General features: G+C 48.6%; 13 protein-coding genes and 1 pseudogene. 12 read left to right on the plus strand and 2 right to left on the minus strand.

Going from position 1 to position 17,209, the window contains the following annotated elements:
• The first annotated feature begins 8 nt into the window (after positions 1 to 8).
• Both DXD02_RS08150 and DXD02_RS08155 read left to right on the plus strand, forming a co-directional pair.
• The gene (locus tag DXD02_RS08150) at positions 9 to 1,100 is read left to right on the plus strand and encodes a glycosyltransferase family 2 protein (protein WP_118666715.1); all 1,092 of its coding nucleotides are present in this window, start codon (positions 9 to 11) and stop codon (positions 1,098 to 1,100) included.
• Positions 1,097 to 4,117 carry a YfhO family protein gene (locus tag DXD02_RS08155; RefSeq protein ID WP_118666716.1) on the plus strand — a complete coding sequence of 1,007 codons (3,021 nt, stop codon included), beginning with the start codon at positions 1,097 to 1,099 and terminating at the stop codon, positions 4,115 to 4,117. The genes DXD02_RS08150 and DXD02_RS08155 overlap by 4 nt, the downstream gene beginning before the upstream one ends.
• Before the next feature lie 39 nt (positions 4,118 to 4,156).
• On the opposite strand, the pseudogene DXD02_RS16235 reads toward DXD02_RS08155, so the two are convergent.
• Positions 4,157 to 4,318, minus strand: a pseudogene (locus tag DXD02_RS16235) (DUF6783 domain-containing protein); the annotation flags it as partial.
• Here DXD02_RS16235 and DXD02_RS16240 point away from each other — a divergent pair.
• From DXD02_RS16240 to DXD02_RS08175, 3 genes are all read left to right on the plus strand, one after another.
• Positions 4,289 to 4,381 carry a DUF6783 domain-containing protein gene (locus DXD02_RS16240; RefSeq protein ID WP_334294909.1) on the plus strand — a complete coding sequence of 31 codons (93 nt, stop codon included), beginning with the start codon at positions 4,289 to 4,291 and terminating at the stop codon, positions 4,379 to 4,381. The pseudogene DXD02_RS16235 and the gene DXD02_RS16240 overlap by 30 nt on opposite strands.
• A gap of 486 nt (positions 4,382 to 4,867) precedes the next feature.
• On the plus strand, positions 4,868 to 5,146 hold the full coding sequence (locus tag DXD02_RS08170) for a helix-turn-helix domain-containing protein (protein ID WP_055227803.1): 279 nt from the start codon (positions 4,868 to 4,870) through the stop codon (positions 5,144 to 5,146).
• The gene (locus DXD02_RS08175) at positions 5,133 to 6,272 is read left to right on the plus strand and encodes a type II toxin-antitoxin system HipA family toxin (RefSeq protein WP_055227801.1); all 1,140 of its coding nucleotides are present in this window, start codon (positions 5,133 to 5,135) and stop codon (positions 6,270 to 6,272) included. The genes DXD02_RS08170 and DXD02_RS08175 overlap by 14 nt, the downstream gene beginning before the upstream one ends.
• Positions 6,273 to 6,481: 209 nt before the next feature.
• On the opposite strand, the gene DXD02_RS08180 is transcribed toward DXD02_RS08175, so the two are convergent.
• Positions 6,482 to 8,305 carry a S8 family peptidase gene (locus tag DXD02_RS08180; RefSeq protein ID WP_118595909.1) on the minus strand — a complete coding sequence of 608 codons (1,824 nt, stop codon included), beginning with the start codon at positions 8,303 to 8,305 and terminating at the stop codon, positions 6,482 to 6,484.
• 114 nt (positions 8,306 to 8,419) lie between these two features.
• Between DXD02_RS08180 and trkA the strand changes: the two genes are divergently transcribed.
• The 7 genes from trkA (at position 8,420) to DXD02_RS08215 (ending at position 17,045) form a co-directional block, all read left to right on the plus strand.
• Positions 8,420 to 9,850: a Trk system potassium transporter TrkA gene (gene trkA / locus DXD02_RS08185; protein ID WP_256359696.1), complete on the plus strand. Its 1,431-nt coding sequence runs from the start codon at positions 8,420 to 8,422 to the stop codon at positions 9,848 to 9,850.
• Between the two features lie 15 nt (positions 9,851 to 9,865).
• On the plus strand, positions 9,866 to 11,308 hold the full coding sequence (locus DXD02_RS08190) for a TrkH family potassium uptake protein (RefSeq protein ID WP_117510361.1): 1,443 nt from the start codon (positions 9,866 to 9,868) through the stop codon (positions 11,306 to 11,308).
• 162 nt (positions 11,309 to 11,470) lie between these two features.
• The gene (hisC, locus tag DXD02_RS08195; RefSeq protein ID WP_117510360.1) at positions 11,471 to 12,550 is read left to right on the plus strand and encodes a histidinol-phosphate transaminase; all 1,080 of its coding nucleotides are present in this window, start codon (positions 11,471 to 11,473) and stop codon (positions 12,548 to 12,550) included.
• 160 nt (positions 12,551 to 12,710) lie between these two features.
• Positions 12,711 to 14,087: an MATE family efflux transporter gene (locus DXD02_RS08200; RefSeq protein ID WP_117510359.1), complete on the plus strand. Its 1,377-nt coding sequence runs from the start codon at positions 12,711 to 12,713 to the stop codon at positions 14,085 to 14,087.
• A 175-nt stretch (positions 14,088 to 14,262) separates the two neighbouring features.
• Positions 14,263 to 14,547 carry an HPr family phosphocarrier protein gene (locus DXD02_RS08205; RefSeq protein WP_117804640.1) on the plus strand — a complete coding sequence of 95 codons (285 nt, stop codon included), beginning with the start codon at positions 14,263 to 14,265 and terminating at the stop codon, positions 14,545 to 14,547.
• Positions 14,548 to 14,849: 302 nt separating this feature from the next.
• A complete protein-coding gene (locus DXD02_RS08210) occupies positions 14,850 to 15,062 on the plus strand; it encodes a small, acid-soluble spore protein, alpha/beta type (protein WP_055220834.1) in 213 nt (70 codons plus the stop codon).
• A gap of 195 nt (positions 15,063 to 15,257) precedes the next feature.
• Complete coding sequence (locus tag DXD02_RS08215; protein WP_117510357.1) at positions 15,258 to 17,045, plus strand: glycoside hydrolase family 2 protein; 1,788 nt, start codon at positions 15,258 to 15,260, stop codon at positions 17,043 to 17,045.
• Positions 17,046 to 17,209 lie beyond the last annotated feature (164 nt).

The following is a 17,209-nucleotide window of genomic DNA, read 5'->3' on the forward strand; positions in this document are numbered from 1 at the left end:
GGAAAAAAATGGAGACAATCAGTATTATCATACCATGCTACAACGAAGAGGAAGCAATTCCGGTTTACTACGAGACGATGGTACGTCAGATGAATGAGATGGAAGAACAGCAGAAGGTTCAGTTCGAGCTGATCTTTGTTGACGACGGCTCAAGGGATCACAGTCTGTTTGAGATGCGCCGGCTTGCGCAGAAGGATATGCGTTGCCGTTACCTCTCGTTTTCGAGAAATTTCGGAAAAGAGGCAGCCATGTACGCCGGACTGCAGGCGGCTAAAGGTGATTACGTAACGGTGATGGATGTCGACCTTCAGGATCCGCCGTCCCTTCTTCCGAAAATGTACGCGATGCTGCAGAGCGGCACTTGTGACTGTGTAGCGGCACGCCGCAGTTCGCGGGAGGGCGAGGGAAAAATCAAATCCTTCTTATCAAATGCTTTCTACAGTGTGATCAACCGCCTTTCCAAAACAGAGATCGTAAGCGGTGCAAGGGACTACCGCCTGATGAGCCGCAAAATGGTGGATGCCGTGCTGGAAATGAGTGAGTACAACCGCTTTTCCAAAGGGATTTTCGGATGGGTCGGCTTTCACACAGAATGGCTGGAATTTGAGCATGAGGATCGCTGCGCCGGAACATCAAAGTGGCCACTTCGAAAGCTCCTTGCGTACTCAATCGACGGCATCACAGGTTTTTCCGTAGCCCCGCTGTCACTCGCATCCGTCATGGGCGTGCTCTTTTTCCTGATTTCGATGATTCTGATCGTGTTCATTATCGTAAGAACGTTGCTGTTCGGCGATCCCGTTGCGGGCTGGCCGTCGATGGCATGCATCCTTTTTCTGGTGAGCGGTGTACAGCTTTTCTGCACGGGCATTGTAGGCATTTATCTTTCCAAGACATATCTTGAAACAAAGCACCGTCCGATCTATCTTTTAAAGGAGACGAGTGAAGAGACGGTCAAGATGCACAGTGTGCAGCCGGTGAAAAAGCAGGAGAGTGCTGCAAAGAGAAGAAAAGATGCCCATACGGCAGAAAAGAAAAATGTGTATTTTCCAGAGTATGCCGACAAACGCCATGCTTCTGAAAGAGGAGAAATCCGGGCATGAAAAAGGAAATCTTAAAGGAAATAAGAGAGCCGGGGAAATCACGGAAAAAGAAAGGCCAGCCGAAAGGACGGCGGAACGGCTTTTTGGAAGGTCTTACCGGAAAGGATTTTACGGCGGCTGGTCTGTTTTTCTTTTCTTTGCTTTTGTGCCGGCTGTTCGTCCTGCAATACGGCGTATTCGGCTCCTCGATTGACTGGATCAGCCAGCACAGCACCCTTGCCGATTACTTCCGAAAGCGGTTTTACGCGACCGGAAACCTCTTCCCGGATTTCGCATGGAATCTGGGAGGAGGTCAGAATATTTACCATTTTGCCTACTACGGACTGCTGAGTCCGACCATGCTGTTATCCTACCTTTTCCCGTTCATCCCGATGGACCTGTGGGTGATGGGTTCCTCCGCGCTGCTGTATGCGGCGGATGCAGTGCTTTTTTATCGATGGATCAGCAAAAAGGGTCTGCATTACGGCAACTGTCTTTTTACATCACTTTTCTTTACGTGTTCTACCGCACTTCTGTATCATTCCTATAATCAGCTTATGTTTGTCAACTATATGCCGTTTCTGCTGCTGGCTCTGCTGGGCGTGGATCGCCATTTTCAGAAGAGAAAGAGCGGTCTGCTGATTCTTTCCGTTCTTGGGATGATTCTGACCAGCTTTTATTTTTCGGTCGGCGGGCTGCTTGCGCTCACGGCGTATGCAGTGACGGAGTATTTGAAATGCGGTACAGAAAATGCTGCGTATGAAGCGGAACAGGAGAATCGAAAAGTGTCGCGGAATCAAAAGGCCGGGGCAGAGAAAAAGCAGAGGGCAGGTGAAAAGTCTGCCGGAACGGGTGAAACCTTGGTGGGTTTGCGGAGCTTTTTTGGCGCAGCAATCCGCTTTGCGCTTCCGGTCCTCGCAGGAATCCTTCTTTCCGGTATTCTGCTGATCCCATCGGCTGCCGCCTTGTTCGGCGGCAGCGGCGAGGGCGGACGCGGCACCGCAGCGGGCGGCATCGCAGGACTTTTTACCGATCCGGCGATGTGGAAACCGCAGTTTCTGATCCTGCGTCTCTGCTACACGCCGTATGGCATTGGCCTCTCCGCATTTGCGGGGGTGGCGCTTTTGGGCAGAGTGATCGGAAAGAGCCGGTTGCGTGAGAAACTGTTGTCCTTCCTTTTGCTGGTATTCTTTTGTATTCCCCTGTTCGGCTATCTGCTGAACGGCGGCCTGTACAGCAAAGATAAAGTATTCATCCCGTTTCTTCCGGTCCTCTGTGCAGAAGTCGGGCTTTATGTGGAAAACCAGCTTGTCCGGAAGCGGGAGTGTGGAAAAAATCGAAGCACCGGGAATTTTAAGCGCAAAGTCATGACAGAGCTGCGAGAATTGCTTCCGTACCTCATAGTTCTGATTCTGATGTGGAATGCAAAGCAAGAGACATACTTTGAACCATACTGGCATCTCGGCATACTGGATGTGATTTGTGTGACTGCGTGCTATCTGGCATGGCGGTGGTTTCCGGCAAAAAAACGGCTGCGGGGCAGAGAGCTTCCGTTTCTGCCGCTCGTCTTTAGTGCTGTGATTCTTGCATTTGCCGGAAAAGCAATCAATCAGGAAAAGCATGTGATGATCCCGCGTAAAACGTATGAAGCTCTGACGGACAGCAAGATTGCAGCGGCAATCCGCGAGATCCGTGCGGAGGATCCCGGCTGGTACCGTATGGAGCAGTATGGAGACGGCGGACAGAACCTTGCGAACGTCAACCGGATATGGGATATTGGACAGAATGTTTCGACGATTTATTCCTCGGCATACAATGCAGAATATAAGAAATTCCGGGACGAGACGTATGGGATTAATGAAGCCTTCCGCAACCGCATGATGCAGACGGTTTCCGATGATCCGCTGTTCTGGCAGCTCATGGGCGTGAAGTACATTCTGGCAGAAACACGGCCGGAAGGGTATGAACTGTACCGGGATTACGGGGACTTTCAGGTTTATCGTGCCATATCCGCAGCGCCGGTTGCCTACGTGACAGACCAGGTGGTTTCCGAGACGGAATACAAATCATTACCTTATCCGCAGAACCAGGAAATACTGGAGACGGCAGCCGTGATCCCGGATCAGGAAATGCGGAAGACAACAGCGGCAATCCCGGATCAGGAAAAATCGGCGGAATCTGTGGATAATTTCAGAGCCGCTGCAGATTCAGATACAAAGAATGGTTCTGTAGGACCCCTGTTTCACAGTTGTTTTCAGAAAGTGAACCTTGAAATTCCAGAGACCGATCAGGAAGATCTGCGCATTCAGAAGACAGCGGACGGATATGAGATTGAGACGAAAAAATCCGTGACCGTCTCAGCAACGCTGCCGGGTGCCGCAGAGGGAGCGACGCTGCTCGCCGTTTCTTTCGAGGTGGAGAATCAGAAAGCGAGTCATGATATGTTCATCCGCATCAACGGCCAGACCAACCGCCTGACCGGCATCAACCATACGTATGCCAATGGGAATACACAGTTTAACTATCTTGTAACGATGAAAGAAGATGGAACTGCATTCATTCGGATGGGAAAAGGCCATTATATCCTGAAAAATTTTGAGACATGGACTGGTATGGCACAGCCGTTGGAAAAAACGGAGCAGCTGTACAGTCAGGCGGTTACCCTGATTGGCGGAACAACAGCAACATACGGCGGCGACGGCATCACAGGTGTGGTTTCCGCGGAAAGAGACGGATACCTCATCACCAGCATTCCATACGATGAAAATTTTGTGCTGAAAGTGGATGGGAAAGAAACAATGCTGTTCCGCGCAAACACGGCATTTCTCGGCGCAAAAATCCCATCAGGCGAGCACAAAATTGTTCTTGTGTACCATGCGCCCGGACGGGCGGCTGGCAGTTGGTGCAGCCTGATGGGAGGAATGCTGGCACTCATCCTTGTGATCTGTGAAAAAAAGAAACAGCAAAACGGCAGCGAACGGGCAGGAGAGAGCAAAATGTTGCAAAAACAGCGGAAATATTATATCATCAGAGTGTAAAAATAGTTGTAGTGACACTTGGTGGAATGGAGCATATCTTTACAGCCGCAGGAAGAACTGGCAGCGTTTGCCCGGTTTGGAAACGCCGTTGCAAGCCTTTGTGTGGAGAAAAAAGGTGCTAGAGCGTGTCTGAAAAATCATTTCCGCAATCTGCAAGCTCCACTTTGCGGTATATTTTACCCTCATTCGGTTGCCGTAGCCCGCTACGCCGCCCTTATTCGGATAAAATCTCCCACGAACTGGGACTCGCAGTTCACGAAATGATTACCGGGGCCGGTCTGAATACGACGCAGGATGAAGTACATTTCCTTCCGTTCTGGGAAAATGGCGTCCGTTTCTTCACGATCGAAGGACCAAATAAAGAAAAAGTGGAATTCAGCCAGTATTTGTAACGATTCCAAGCCATGCGAAATGGAAGAAAAATCGCGAATCATGCTTGCATGAATATCCGTTTGACCAGCAAAGCCTCTGCCGGAAAGCAAAATTTTTGCCCGGCAGAGGCTTTTTTACTTACTCTGAAACAAATACTACCGGATAGTCAAAAAAGCGCAAATTATCCCTATAGAGTAAAGGAGATGCAAAATTTATCTGCAGTTACAAAAACGGGGTGGAGTTTTTATGGAAACAGGGCAGGAAATCATTGTGCTTTCTGCACGTGAGTGGTAAAATAGAATAGATAATATATAATCTGTTTTGAATAAAAACAGGATATTTTAGATAACATATAATCTGTAACAAGAAGGGGAAAAAATGGAACAATTTATATGGGAAACTCCGGAAGAACTGGATCAAAAACTTGCGCAGCGAGTGAGAAAAATCAGAAAGAGACGTTCAATTACGCAGGAAAAATTAGCATCTATAAGCGGAGTGAGTTACGGCTCAATCAAAAGATTCGAAACGACAGGACAAATTTCCCTGTTATCTTTAACGAAAATTGCAATCGCACTGGATCTTGCAGATGAGCTCAGAAATATTTTCACGCAGGTACCGTATAAAGATATTCAGGAGGTTATCAATGAAACAAGATAAAGTACTGCAGGTGTGTTATGAGGATCAAACGGTGGGAACATTAGCTATGACGGCAGACCACAAAGTGGCATTTCAGTACAGTGATGAATGGCTGGAAACCGGATTTTCGATCAACCCATTTTCATTGCCTTTGCAAAAACAGGTATTTGTTCCAGTTAAGGATCATTTTGAAGGATTATTTGGGGTTTTTGCGGACAGTCTTCCAGATCATTGGGGCAGATTACTGTTGGATCGCCTGTTACGGGCACATAAACAAAATCCGGATGAACTGACCGTACTGGATCGTCTGGCGATTGTGGGCACATCGGGGATGGGAGCGTTGACATATCACCCGGAAAAGAATTTTCCAGAGGAGCAGAGCAGTGCAGATCTGGACAAACTGGCGGAAGAGTGTCAAAAGATACTGAATACAGAGTATTCGGATAAACTGGACGAATTGTATCTGCTGGGAGGTACCAGCGGCGGAGCAAGACCTAAAATCATGACAACCATTGATAATGAAGAATGGATTATCAAATTTCCAGCGCATGTGGACGGAAAAGATGCAGGAAAAATGGAATATGACTATTCCTGCTGTGCCAAGGCCTGCGGAATTATGATGAGTGAAACGAGATTGTTTCCATCAGAAAAATGTAAAGGATATTTTGGAACTAAAAGGTTTGACAGGAGAAACTGTTTGAAAGGGAAAAAGAAAGTGCACATGTTGACGACAGCTGCAATTCTGGAATTGGATTTTGAGCAGCCAAGTCTGGACTATCATGGATTAATGAAACTGACAAAAATCATGACACGCAATTGCGATGAAGATGTTGAAAATATGTTCCGCCGAATGTGTTTCAATGTTTTTGCACATAACAGAGATGATCATTCGAAGAACTTCACGTATTTGTACGAAGCAGACGAAGATAAATGGCATTTAAGTCCGGCATATGATCTTACTTACAGTAATACGTATTATGGCGAACATACTACGTCAGTAGATGGAAATGGAAGAAATCCAGGCAGAAAAGAGTTACTGGCGGTAGGAACTGGTGCAGGGATGAAAAAGACAAGGTGTGAAGAGATCATAGACGAAATTGAGAAAAAAGTAAAGGAAATGTTGGAAGAATATCTTTTGGGTAAGTGATTCTCTTTGCATTCAAAAAATTTTAAACAGCAAGTTATTAACAGTTAAATAAAAAAGAGTTGCCCGACAAATGAACACTATAAGTACCTTGCTACGAGTTTTATTTTCGTAGCAAAGTACAAGATAGTACAGAGATAAAAATATGTCTCATTTGTCGTTTAACTCTTTACATTGCGCTTTTATTTCTTCTATCGAATCCTTCAATAACTTTAATCTGGCAGGCTACTTTCTAAACAAAGTCGTCCCCATCCCACCCGCCTGTTCGGGTATTCGCTCTCGGATGCGATGGGTTTTGTGCCTGCGATGAGATAAGCTTTCAGCTTTTCACCATATAAAAACGGGTCATTTCCGCGCAGAATACCCCATTCCATCATAAGAGCGGCGCTTCCCGATACAAAAGGCGTGGCAAACGAGGTGCCGGTGAAGGAAGCATAGCCGCCGCCGGAACGGGGAGCTGGGATATTGACACCCGGGGCGGCGAGATCAGGTTTAATTTCGTGGAGAATACGGGTATAGCCGCGGCCGGAGAAGCTGGCATAGGAGGAAAGGCGGGGATCGTAGGCACCGACCGTGATGGCGGAGCGGGCGGTGGAAGGGATGGTGAGTGTGGTGTCGGCAGTGGGGGAGAAGAAGCGGGTCTGTGAACCGACGGCGTTTCCGCCGGGAAGCCAGAGGTCAAAGGAACCGGAGATCAGGCGGCCGGGGGTGAGACGCAAGGTCCAGATGCCGTTTTCGACGGACAGATGGTTTCCTGCGCCCTGAAAGGTCAGGTAAATTTCCTGCGCCTGGCTGTAGGGGGATGGCATGCCATAAAACAGGAGAAGTTCTGTCGGACCAAGCGTCAGACGCGCCGTGCCGAGGACAGGAGAGAGCGTGCCGGAGCGGATGCCGCCGGGGGAAATCAGTTCGATCGAGATTTCATCCCCATAAACCTTCCAGATCTGGAGACTGAACGAGGATTCATAAGCACCGACCTGAAATTCAACGGAGACAGCGCGGTCAGCCGTTGCCGAGACCGCAGACGTCGCAGCCGGATCAGATGTCGCACGGACTGTTTGCGTCTGACCGGACGACTTGCGATCCGACTTTAGGTTCCCGGCATAATGGCGTCCGGTATCCCCTTCATTTCCTGCCCCGATACAGATCACGTTCTGCCCTAAATTTGACACTGCATTCAAATACGTTTCAAGTAAGGAATCCCCGCTGTGCGAACCGTAATTATTCCCGAAGCTCAAATTAGTCACAAGCGGCCGCTCCACCAGAAGTGCATATCTTACGCAGAAATCCACCGCCTGCAGCAATTGCGATGTCCGCGGCAGATCCGCCGGATCAGGATTCCCAAGCTTTACGACCACGAGTGTTGCTTCCGGTGCCACGCCCCGCATGGCCGCATCTGCCGAGGATCTCCCATTTCCCGCTGCGATTCCGAGCACCGCTGTCCCATGCCCCGTCACATCGCGGGACGGCACGAGGGCAAACCGTTCTTCCGGCGTAGAAGATGCAAGTGCCTCATTGATCTGCTGCCGTGTATATACCGACCCAAGAGCATACCCCATCGGAGGATTCCCCGGAATCGTCTGATCCCATAAAATTGCAATTCGGCTTGTCCCGTCCGGTGCGCAGAAATCAGGATGCGCATAGTCCACGCCTGAATCAATGCATGCAAGCAGCACCCCATTCCCAGACAGACCCATAACCCCCTCCTGCACAGGCGTAATACAGGATATGCTCCGCACAAATGCATCTGCGAAATAAAGTAATTTCGGTTTCTCCAGATAGGTAATCTGCGGCAGTCCTGTCACGTAATCCATCAGGGACTCCGGAACCAGAAGAATGGCATACGAAAACAGCAGCAGCGTCACACGAACTCCCTGCTCCTCCAGAAAAGCCAGGTCTCCCTGATACTGTACAATTACTTCCCATGTTTTGCTGTAAGAGTTATAACCTGCCGAAAGCTCCGGCACACGCCGCCGTTCGACTTCCGTTGCGGCCAGCGCAAGGTTCAACAGGTTTTCCCTTTTTTGATCAATCATTACAAAAACTCCGTCCAAAATGTTGTTAAAATCTATTCCGCTTTTCCTGGAAATATGATATAATCGCCATCGTACAATAGGGGTACAGATCTGCTTTTTGGAGTGCATCGAAAAATGGTTTTACGATGCCGCCTGGCGGGTCTTTACTATTTTACGCGAAATGCTTTTGCATTGAAGGGAGAGAACATGAAAATTATCATTGTGGGCTGCGGAAAAGTCGGAGCCGCACTGACCGCCCAGCTGAGCCGCGAGGACAACCTTGTGACGGTCATCGACACAGACAGTATTGTCGTCCGCAACGTCTCCAACACCTATGACGTTATGGGAATTGTAGGAAACGGAGCAAGCTATCAGGTGCTTCAGGAGGCGGATATTGAGCATGCGGATCTGATGATTGCCGTAACCAAAAGCGATGAAATGAACCTGCTTTGCTGTGTCATTGCCAAACAGGCAGCAGACTGTCACACCATCGCCAGAGTTCGAAATCCGATGTATCGGGAGGAGAGAGAATTTATCCGTAAAAAGCTGGGTCTGTCCATGATCATCAACCCGGAGCACGCGGCCGCCATGGAAATGGCAAGACTGCTGCGGTTCCCATCTGCGATTGAGATCGACAGCTTTTCCCGCGGAAGAATCGAAATGCTGCGCTTTAAAGTGCCGGAAACATCGAAAATTGTCCATATGTCGCTGCGTGAGCTGGCCGGAGCGCTTCAGTACAGTCTGCTGGTCTGTGCTGTTGAGCGAAACGGCGAGGTTTACATACCGGATGGAAATTTTGTGATCCAGGCAAAAGACAGCCTTTCCATCATTACCACACCGCAGAACGCAGAGAGCCTGTTTAAGAAAATTGGTGTTCATACAAACAAGGTACACAATACGATGATCGTTGGCGGCGGTGAAATTACGTATTATCTCGCAAAATCACTGGCAAATATGAACGTCGATGTCAAGATTATCGAGAAAAATAAGGATCGCTGTGAGGTTTTAAGCGAAGCACTGCCGGATGCAACCGTTATTTACGGTGACGGAAGTGACCAGGAGCTCTTAAAAGAGGAGCGCATCCAGAATATGGATTCCTTTGTGGCCTGCACCGATATGGATGAGGAAAACATCATTCTGTCGCTGTATGCGAAAGAGAAGGTATCCTCAAAGGTTGTAACGAAAATCAACCATCTGGAATTTAATGATGTTATCCACAGCCTGAACCTGGACAGCCTGATCTACCCGAAACACATCACCGCAGAGTACATTCTGCAGTATGTCCGGGCAATGAAAAACTCCATCGGAAGCAACGTTGAGACGCTGTATAAGCTGATGGAAGACCGTGTGGAGGCTCTTGAGTTTATCGTGAACCAGAATTGCCGTATGATCGGCATCCGTCTGCAGGATATGAAAACACGGCCAAACCTTCTGGTAGCAGCGATTAACAGACAGGGAAAGGTCATCATTCCGGGTGGACAGGATTCCTTTGAGGCAGGAGATTCCGTCATTATCGTAACAACGGAAACCGGTCTTCAGGATATCCATGAGATTCTGGCAGAGTAACGGGGGAAGCGGATTATGAACTATAAAATGATTCGTTTTGTCATCAGCTGGGTGCTGAAAGTGGAAGGTATGCTGATGCTGTTTCCGGCGCTGGTCGGAGCCCTGTATCAGGAAAAGACAGGCTTTGCGTATCTTATCTGGGGACTGCTTTGCATTGCGGCCGGTCTGATCCTCTGCTTCAGAAAACCGTCCAATATGGAAATCTATTCCCGCGACGGATTTGTCTGCGTTTCGTTAAGCTGGGTTGTCCTTGGTGTTTTCGGAGCGGTGCCGTTTGTAATTACGGGGGAAATTCCGTTTTATATCAATGCGCTGTTTGAGATCGTTTCCGGTTTTACAACGACAGGAGCCAGCATTTTGAGTGATGTGGAAGCCCTTTCACACGCCAGCCTGTTCTGGAGAAGCTTTTCCCACTGGATTGGCGGTATGGGCGTTCTTGTGTTCATTCTTGCATTGCTTCCGATGAAGGGCGGTTCCGTCATGAACCTGATGAAGGCAGAGAGCCCGGGACCGACCGTTTCCAAATTTGTTCCGAGAGTGCGCGGAACCGCTAAAATTCTGTATCAGATTTATCTTGGCATGACACTTTTTACCATTGCTGCCCTGCTGCTTTCCGGCATGAAGACATTTGATTCTGTCACACTCGCCATGGGAGCTGCCGGAACAGGAGGCTTTGCCGTGTTGAACAGCGGTTGTGCAGTGTACACACCACTGCAGCAGTGGATTCTGACAATCGCCATGATTGCGTTCGGTGTGAATTTTAACTTTTATTATCTGATGCTTTGCAAAAAGGGAAAGGCCGCCATTTCGTCCCAGGAGGTAAGAGCGTATTTCCTGATTATCCTTCTGGCAGGAGGCGTGATTTCCTGGAATACCTATCCGATGTACCATTCCATCGGTGAAGCGGTGCGGACTGCCTTTTTCCAGGTCGGATCGATTATCACGACAACGGGTTATTCCACGACGGACTTTGACCTCTGGCCGGAGCTGTCAAAATGTATTCTGGTGATGCTGATGTTCATCGGAGCCTGTGCCGGTTCAACGGGAGGCGGAATCAAGGTTTCGCGAATCCTGATCCTCTTAAAAACCGTGAAAAAAGAGCTTGGTTCGATCGTACATCCGCGCAGTATCAAACGCATCCGTTTCGACGATCACCCGGTAGAGCATGAGGTTCTGCGGGCGATCAACGTATTTTTGATTGTTTATCTGGTGATCTACAGCTTTTCCATGCTGATCATCAGTGTGGATGGATTTTCCTTCGAGACAAACTTCACGGCAGTTGCCGCAACACTGAACAACATCGGACCGGGTCTTGACCAGGTAGGACCGACCAGTAACTTCTTTGGATACGGTCCGGTTTCCAAGCTGATTCTGATTTTTGATATGCTGGCAGGCCGTCTGGAACTGTTTCCGATGCTGATTCTTTTCTATCCGTCTACCTGGAAGAAGAGAGGATAAAGCGGTTCACCGGGAAGAAAAGGGACTTTGCGTTGGCGGGAAACTGCCGGGAGCAGAAGGAAAAGAAAAAATGGTTACGATTCACAGGGGTTTCCAAAAAAACAGAAAGACGGAATAAAGTCAGGGTGCATTTCCTGACCACAGGCAGAAAGGAAGGAACTTATGAGTAACTGGGAAAAGAATGTAAGAAAAGTTGTGCCGTATGTACCGGGCGAGCAGCCGCATGAGGCTGACATGATCAAGCTGAATACGAATGAGAATCCGTATCCGCCGTCACCAAAAGCCGCAGAGGCGATCAGACGGGTAGCAGAAGAGGATACCCTCCGTCTCTATCCGGATCCGACCGCGGCAGAACTGGTGCAGGCGATCGCGGATGTCTACCACGTAAGCACAAAGCAGGTTTTTGTCGGCGTTGGTTCGGATGATGTTCTGGCGATGGCGTTTATGACGTATTTTAACTCTGACAAACCGATTCTTTTCCCGGACATTACGTATTCCTTCTACGATGTCTGGGCGGAGGAATTCCGCATTCCGTACGAGCAGATCCCGCTCGATGAAAATTTCTGCATTGTGCCGGAGCAGTATTTTGCAGAGAATCATCCAAATGGCGGAATCGTGTTCCCGAACCCGAATGCACCGACGGGTGTGGAGCTTTCGCTTTCTGCGATCGAATCGATATTACAGAACAACCCGGATGTGGTTGTAATTGTGGATGAGGCATATGTGGATTTCGGAGCAGCCACTGCGCAGCCGCTGCTGGAAAAATATGAAAACCTGCTGGTTGTGCAGACAACATCAAAATCTCGTTCGCTTGCCGGCATGCGCATCGGCTATGCAATCGGAAATGAGAAGATGATTTCGTATCTGAATGATGTGAAATATTCTTTCAATTCGTATACCATGAATCAGACCACGATCGCAGCCGGAGCCGCAGCGATCCGCGATGTGGAATATTTCCGCAAGACGGTGAAAAAAGTGATGGAAACGAGAGAGTGGTCGAAGGAGGAGCTGAAAAAGCTGGGATTTTCTTTCGAAGATTCGAAATCGAACTTTATTTTCGCAACGCACAAAAGCGTACCGGCCGGGAAGATTTTTCAGGCACTCCGGGAACGCCATATTTATGTGCGGTATTTTGAGAAACCCCGCATTGACAATTATTTGCGTATTACGATTGGCACGCGGGAAGAAATGCAGACGCTGTTTGATTTTTTGAAAGATTACTTAACCGAATCAAGCAAGTAGCGAAGCGGATTGCAAATATCCGCTTGCCAAGAGGGATGAAGCAGCTGAAAATATAAAACAGAAGAAGAGTATCTGCAGAGGAGCAGAAGAAAATTTTAAAGGGGGACTGCCGTCGGAATCAGCCATGAGATCCGGCGGCAGTTTTAGAAGGTATTTGGGTATGAACAAAGAGAAGAAAGAAGTAGTAAAGGTAAATCAGATTACGGAAGGTGTTATCTGGCAGCAGATTCTGATCTTTTTCCTGCCGATTCTGTTCGGAACGTTTTTCCAACAGCTTTACAACACGGCAGATGCCATGATTGTCGGACACTTTCTCGGAAAACAGGCACTTGCGGCGGTCGGCGGAACGACAGGTACGCTGATCAATCTGCTGGTCGGATTTTTTGTCGGCCTTTCGAGTGGTGCGACGGTTGTTATTTCACAGCATTACGGAGCCAATAAAGAGGACAAGGTGCAGTGGGCAGTGCACACTTCCATTGCCTTTTCCATTCTCGGAGGTATTGTGCTGACAGTAGTCGGCATTGGCTGTTCGAGATGGATGCTCGATCTGATGAACACGCCGGATGATGTTGTAAATTATGCGCTGATTTATATGCGTGTTTATTTCCTTGGAACCATCGGAAACCTGATTTACAACATGGGTTCCGGTATCCTGCGTGCGGTCGGCGACTCGAAACGTCCGCTGCTGTATCTGATCATCTGCTGTATGACCAATATCGCGCTTGACTTTTTATTTGTTGTCGGTTTGCAGATGGGTGTTATGGGCGCGGCGCTTGCGACCATTCTGTCGCAGATCATCAGTGCGGTTCTTGTTATGGGCTCTCTGATGCGGACCAGAGACATTTACCGGCTTCATCTGCGGAAAATCAGCATTGACTGGATTATGCTCAAACGGATTATCCGCATTGGTTTTCCGGCAGGCGTACAGTCAATTCTGTACTCGGTATCGAACGTGATCATTCAGTCTGCTGTCAACTCGCTGGGAACCAACAATGTGGCTGCGTGGGCGGCTTACGGAAAGGTGGACGGTCTTTTCTGGATGATGATCAATGCGCTCGGTATTGCGGCGACAACCTTTGTCGGTCAGAACTACGGTGCGAAAAAGATGGATCGTGTACACCGCGGTGTGCGCACCAGCATGATCATGGCATTCCTGATGACGGGTCTGATGGTTGTGTTTATGTGGTTTATCGGTGATACACTGATTTCTCTGTTTACCACAGATACGGCGGTGCGTGAAATCTGTCACGGACTGATCCATTTCCTGGTTCCGACCTTCTTTACCTACATTTCCATCGAAATCCTTTCCGGTGCACTCCGTGGTGTCGGAGATGCATGGATTCCGATGTTTATCACCGGAATAGGAATCTGCGGAGTACGTATCGTGTGGATGACGGCGGTTCTGCCGCATTTCCACTCCTTAAAAGGAGCGGCCTTCTGCTATCCGCTGTCGTGGGTGATCACAACGATTGCGTACTTTATTTATTACCTGTTCTTCAGTCAGCTGAGTAAGAGGAAAGAATTGAGGAGTATCTAACAGAATGTTCAAACTGTATTAACAAAACTGTGCTATCATGAAAATATCAGTGTCAAAAGGTCAAAAAACCGATGCAGGAGAATTTTTGAACTCGGGACACGGCAAAAAATGAGTAAGTAGCCATTTTTCAAAGAAAAATGAGCGGATTACAAAGGAAAGACAGGTGGAACGTAAGATGGTAAGTGAAAAAGTAACGATTGTCAATCCGTCAGGTCTGCATCTTTTAAACGCGGTAAATTTGTCAAACAGTGTAAGCCGGTACAAATCTTCCATGTCGTTTACCTATGAAAACAACGGGATGCAGGGAACGGTTAATTTAAAGAGTATTTTGAGTATCGTTGCCGCAGGAATCAGGCAGGGAGAAACCATTGAGATCTGCAGCAGCGGGGAGGATGAAGAGGAGGCACTTCGGGCGGCTGTTGCCGCAATTAAAAGCGGGCTCGGAGAGACGCCGGAGTGAGGAGATAGGAACATAGAATAGAAATAAAGAAAAGGACCTCGCTTTTTGAAAAAACGGAATGGGAAACCGGACCGTATTTCAAAAAGCGAGGTTTTTGTGTGGCGGCAGATAAAAGATTCCTGCCTTCGGGGGGGGATTTCGAAAGCAGGGATGAAAAGATAAGCTGCGAAGCAGCTCTTCGGCTATGAGCAAGCAGCGAAGCGGATTGCGAATATCCGTTTGACAACAGGAGGTATAAGGCCGGAAAAAAGTGTCTACACTCTGGATAAAGCAAAAATGCAGAGAAAAGGAGTGTAGAAAAAATGGCAAGGCAGAAGAAAATTGATCTGGAACATATGACGGAGAAGGAGAAAATGAAATACGAAATCGCAGGTGAGCTGGGGCTTTTAGAACGCGTGCTGAATGACGGCTGGCGATCACTCACGGCAAAAGAAACGGGACGGATCGGTGGCCTTGTGACACGGAGGAAGCGGCAGATGGCGGCGGAAGGAAAGAACGAAAACGAAGAAAAATAAGCGGTACCGCAATTTTTGCAATATCCTCAACAGTTTTGACCATAGATTTTTCCTGTGAAAGCGTTATAATAAAAACAAGGAATGGGTGGTGCCGCGCCAAAGTCCGTGTCTGCACGAGACCCGGCGACTGCCGCGATACCCTGAGAAACTCGCAGAGCGTGTTTCGGATCGTTTGGAGAAGTGAGGGAAAAGTTTATGGAAGCAAAAAAAGAGAAAAAGTATATGTCGGATATCCATCTCGAGGATTATACCGAACAGTACGAAACGGGATTTGCCACAGTGGACACGATGATATTTGAAGGGGGAAGAAGAGAGGAGCTGCTGAACGGCGGCTGGCATTATGCAGTCGATCAGTACGATACCTGTCTGCGCCAGAAATGGTACAAAGAGAGATACCGCGACGAAAAAGGCTTCACTGTGCCAATCGACTATTCCTTTGACGAGTGGCCGGTGATGCAGCTTCCGTGCAGCTGGAATACCATCGATCCGATGTATCTCCTGTATGAGGGAAGCATGATCTTTACGAGAAAAATTTCCTATATCGCAGAAAGAGAGGAAACAGTTTTTCTGAAGGTGGGCGCAGCCAATTATCTGTGCCGCGTTTTCTTAAACGGAAAATACGTCGGTATGCATCGCGGCGGATCGACACCGGCGTTCTGGAATATCACAGAATACCTGAAAGCGGAGAACCGCATCGTGCTTGCTGTTGACGGAACGAGACGGCCGGAGCAGGTGCCGACCGAGAATACCGACTGGTTCAACTACTGCGGCGTATACCGCGATATCGCACTGATCCGTGTTCCGAAATGCCATATCAAAACTTTTAAAATTGCGCTTGTGCCGGACGGAACATTTGGACATGTTATGGCGAAAGTGACACTGTCGGAAAAAATCACAGCCAAGGCAGAGCTTGTCATCGAGGAGCTTGGCGTGAGCCGGAAAATCCAGCTGGAAAACGGAGCTGGAGAAGTTGTTTTTGATGCAAAACCGGAGCTTTGGACACCGGAAAAACCGAAGCTGTATGATGTAAAAGTAACCTGTGGAACCGATACCGTCAGCGACCGGGTCGGCTTTCGTGAAATTCGCGTGAACGGCAGAGACATTCTGCTGAACGGAGAGCCCGTTTTCCTGCGTGGTATCAGTTGCCACGAAGACAGCGTGGAAAACGGAAAAGGCCTGACAAGAGAGGAACGGATCGAAAATATCCGCATTGCGAAAGAACTGGGATGCAACTTCATGCGCCTTGCACATTACCCGCATAACGAAGAAATGGCAAAACTCGCCGACGAGCTTGGGCTTCTTTTGTGGGAGGAAATTCCGGTTTACTGGGCAATTCGTTTTGAACGTGAAAAAACATATGAGGATGCCAAAAATCAGCTCCGCGAACTCATCAACCGTGACTGGAACCGCGCGAGCGTGATCATCTGGTCTGTCGGAAATGAGAATGCCGATACGGATGAACGGCTGAAATTCATGAGCGCACTGGCAGAATGCGCGCATCGGGAGGATGAGACGCGAATGGTGTCTGCGGCCTGCCTGGTTAATGCTGCGAAAAATAAGATTGAGGACCGTCTGATGGAATACCTTGACATCATCGGCATCAACGAGTACTGCGGCTGGTACACCCCGGATTTTGCGATGCTGCCGGCACTGATGGAAAACAGCCAGCCGGACAAGCCGGTTATCGTAACGGAGTTCGGCGCAGACGCGCTGCCGCATCACCATGGAACCATCTCGGACAAAGGAACCGAGGAGTGCCAGGCGGATGTGTACGAAAAACAGATTGCAACGCTGCGGAACATTGACTACATCAAGGGCATGACCCCCTGGATTCTCTACGACTTCCGCTGCCCGCGCAGAACAAGCCTGATCCAGAAATATTATAACCGGAAGGGGCTGCTCTCTGAGGACAAAAAGTACCGCAAACCGGCATTTTATGTGTTGCAGAAATTTTATGAAGAGCTGAAAAGAAAAGAACAGTAGGGGCAAGAGCTTTTCAAAAAGATCAGCCGACTTGCACGGTTGATGATATCAAACGGAACAGAGAAAAAAAGACAAGAACAGACAAAAACAGATGGTATGAAATTAGCTTTGAAGTCCGATTTCATACCATCTGTTTTTTCACTGCAACAATCCGCCGTAGGCGG

Source organism: Blautia sp. TF10-30 (assembly GCF_003481245.1).
GTDB lineage: Bacteria > Bacillota > Clostridia > Lachnospirales > Lachnospiraceae > Fusicatenibacter > Fusicatenibacter saccharivorans.

Coding starts and splice junctions, on each gene's coding strand:
- DXD02_RS08150 (WP_118666715.1), top strand. CDS start 9: ATGGAGACAATCAGTATTATCATACCATGCTACAACGAAGAGGAAGCA.
- DXD02_RS08155 (WP_118666716.1), top strand. CDS start 1,097: ATGAAAAAGGAAATCTTAAAGGAAATAAGAGAGCCGGGGAAATCACGG.
- DXD02_RS08170 (WP_055227803.1), top strand. CDS start 4,868: ATGGAACAATTTATATGGGAAACTCCGGAAGAACTGGATCAAAAACTT.
- DXD02_RS08175 (WP_055227801.1), top strand. CDS start 5,133: ATGAAACAAGATAAAGTACTGCAGGTGTGTTATGAGGATCAAACGGTG.
- DXD02_RS08180 (WP_118595909.1), bottom strand. CDS start 8,305: ATGATTGATCAAAAAAGGGAAAACCTGTTGAACCTTGCGCTGGCCGCA.
- trkA (WP_256359696.1), top strand. CDS start 8,420: ATGGTTTTACGATGCCGCCTGGCGGGTCTTTACTATTTTACGCGAAAT.
- DXD02_RS08190 (WP_117510361.1), top strand. CDS start 9,866: ATGAACTATAAAATGATTCGTTTTGTCATCAGCTGGGTGCTGAAAGTG.
- hisC (WP_117510360.1), top strand. CDS start 11,471: ATGAGTAACTGGGAAAAGAATGTAAGAAAAGTTGTGCCGTATGTACCG.
- DXD02_RS08200 (WP_117510359.1), top strand. CDS start 12,711: ATGAACAAAGAGAAGAAAGAAGTAGTAAAGGTAAATCAGATTACGGAA.
- DXD02_RS08205 (WP_117804640.1), top strand. CDS start 14,263: ATGGTAAGTGAAAAAGTAACGATTGTCAATCCGTCAGGTCTGCATCTT.
- DXD02_RS08210 (WP_055220834.1), top strand. CDS start 14,850: ATGGCAAGGCAGAAGAAAATTGATCTGGAACATATGACGGAGAAGGAG.
- DXD02_RS08215 (WP_117510357.1), top strand. CDS start 15,258: ATGGAAGCAAAAAAAGAGAAAAAGTATATGTCGGATATCCATCTCGAG.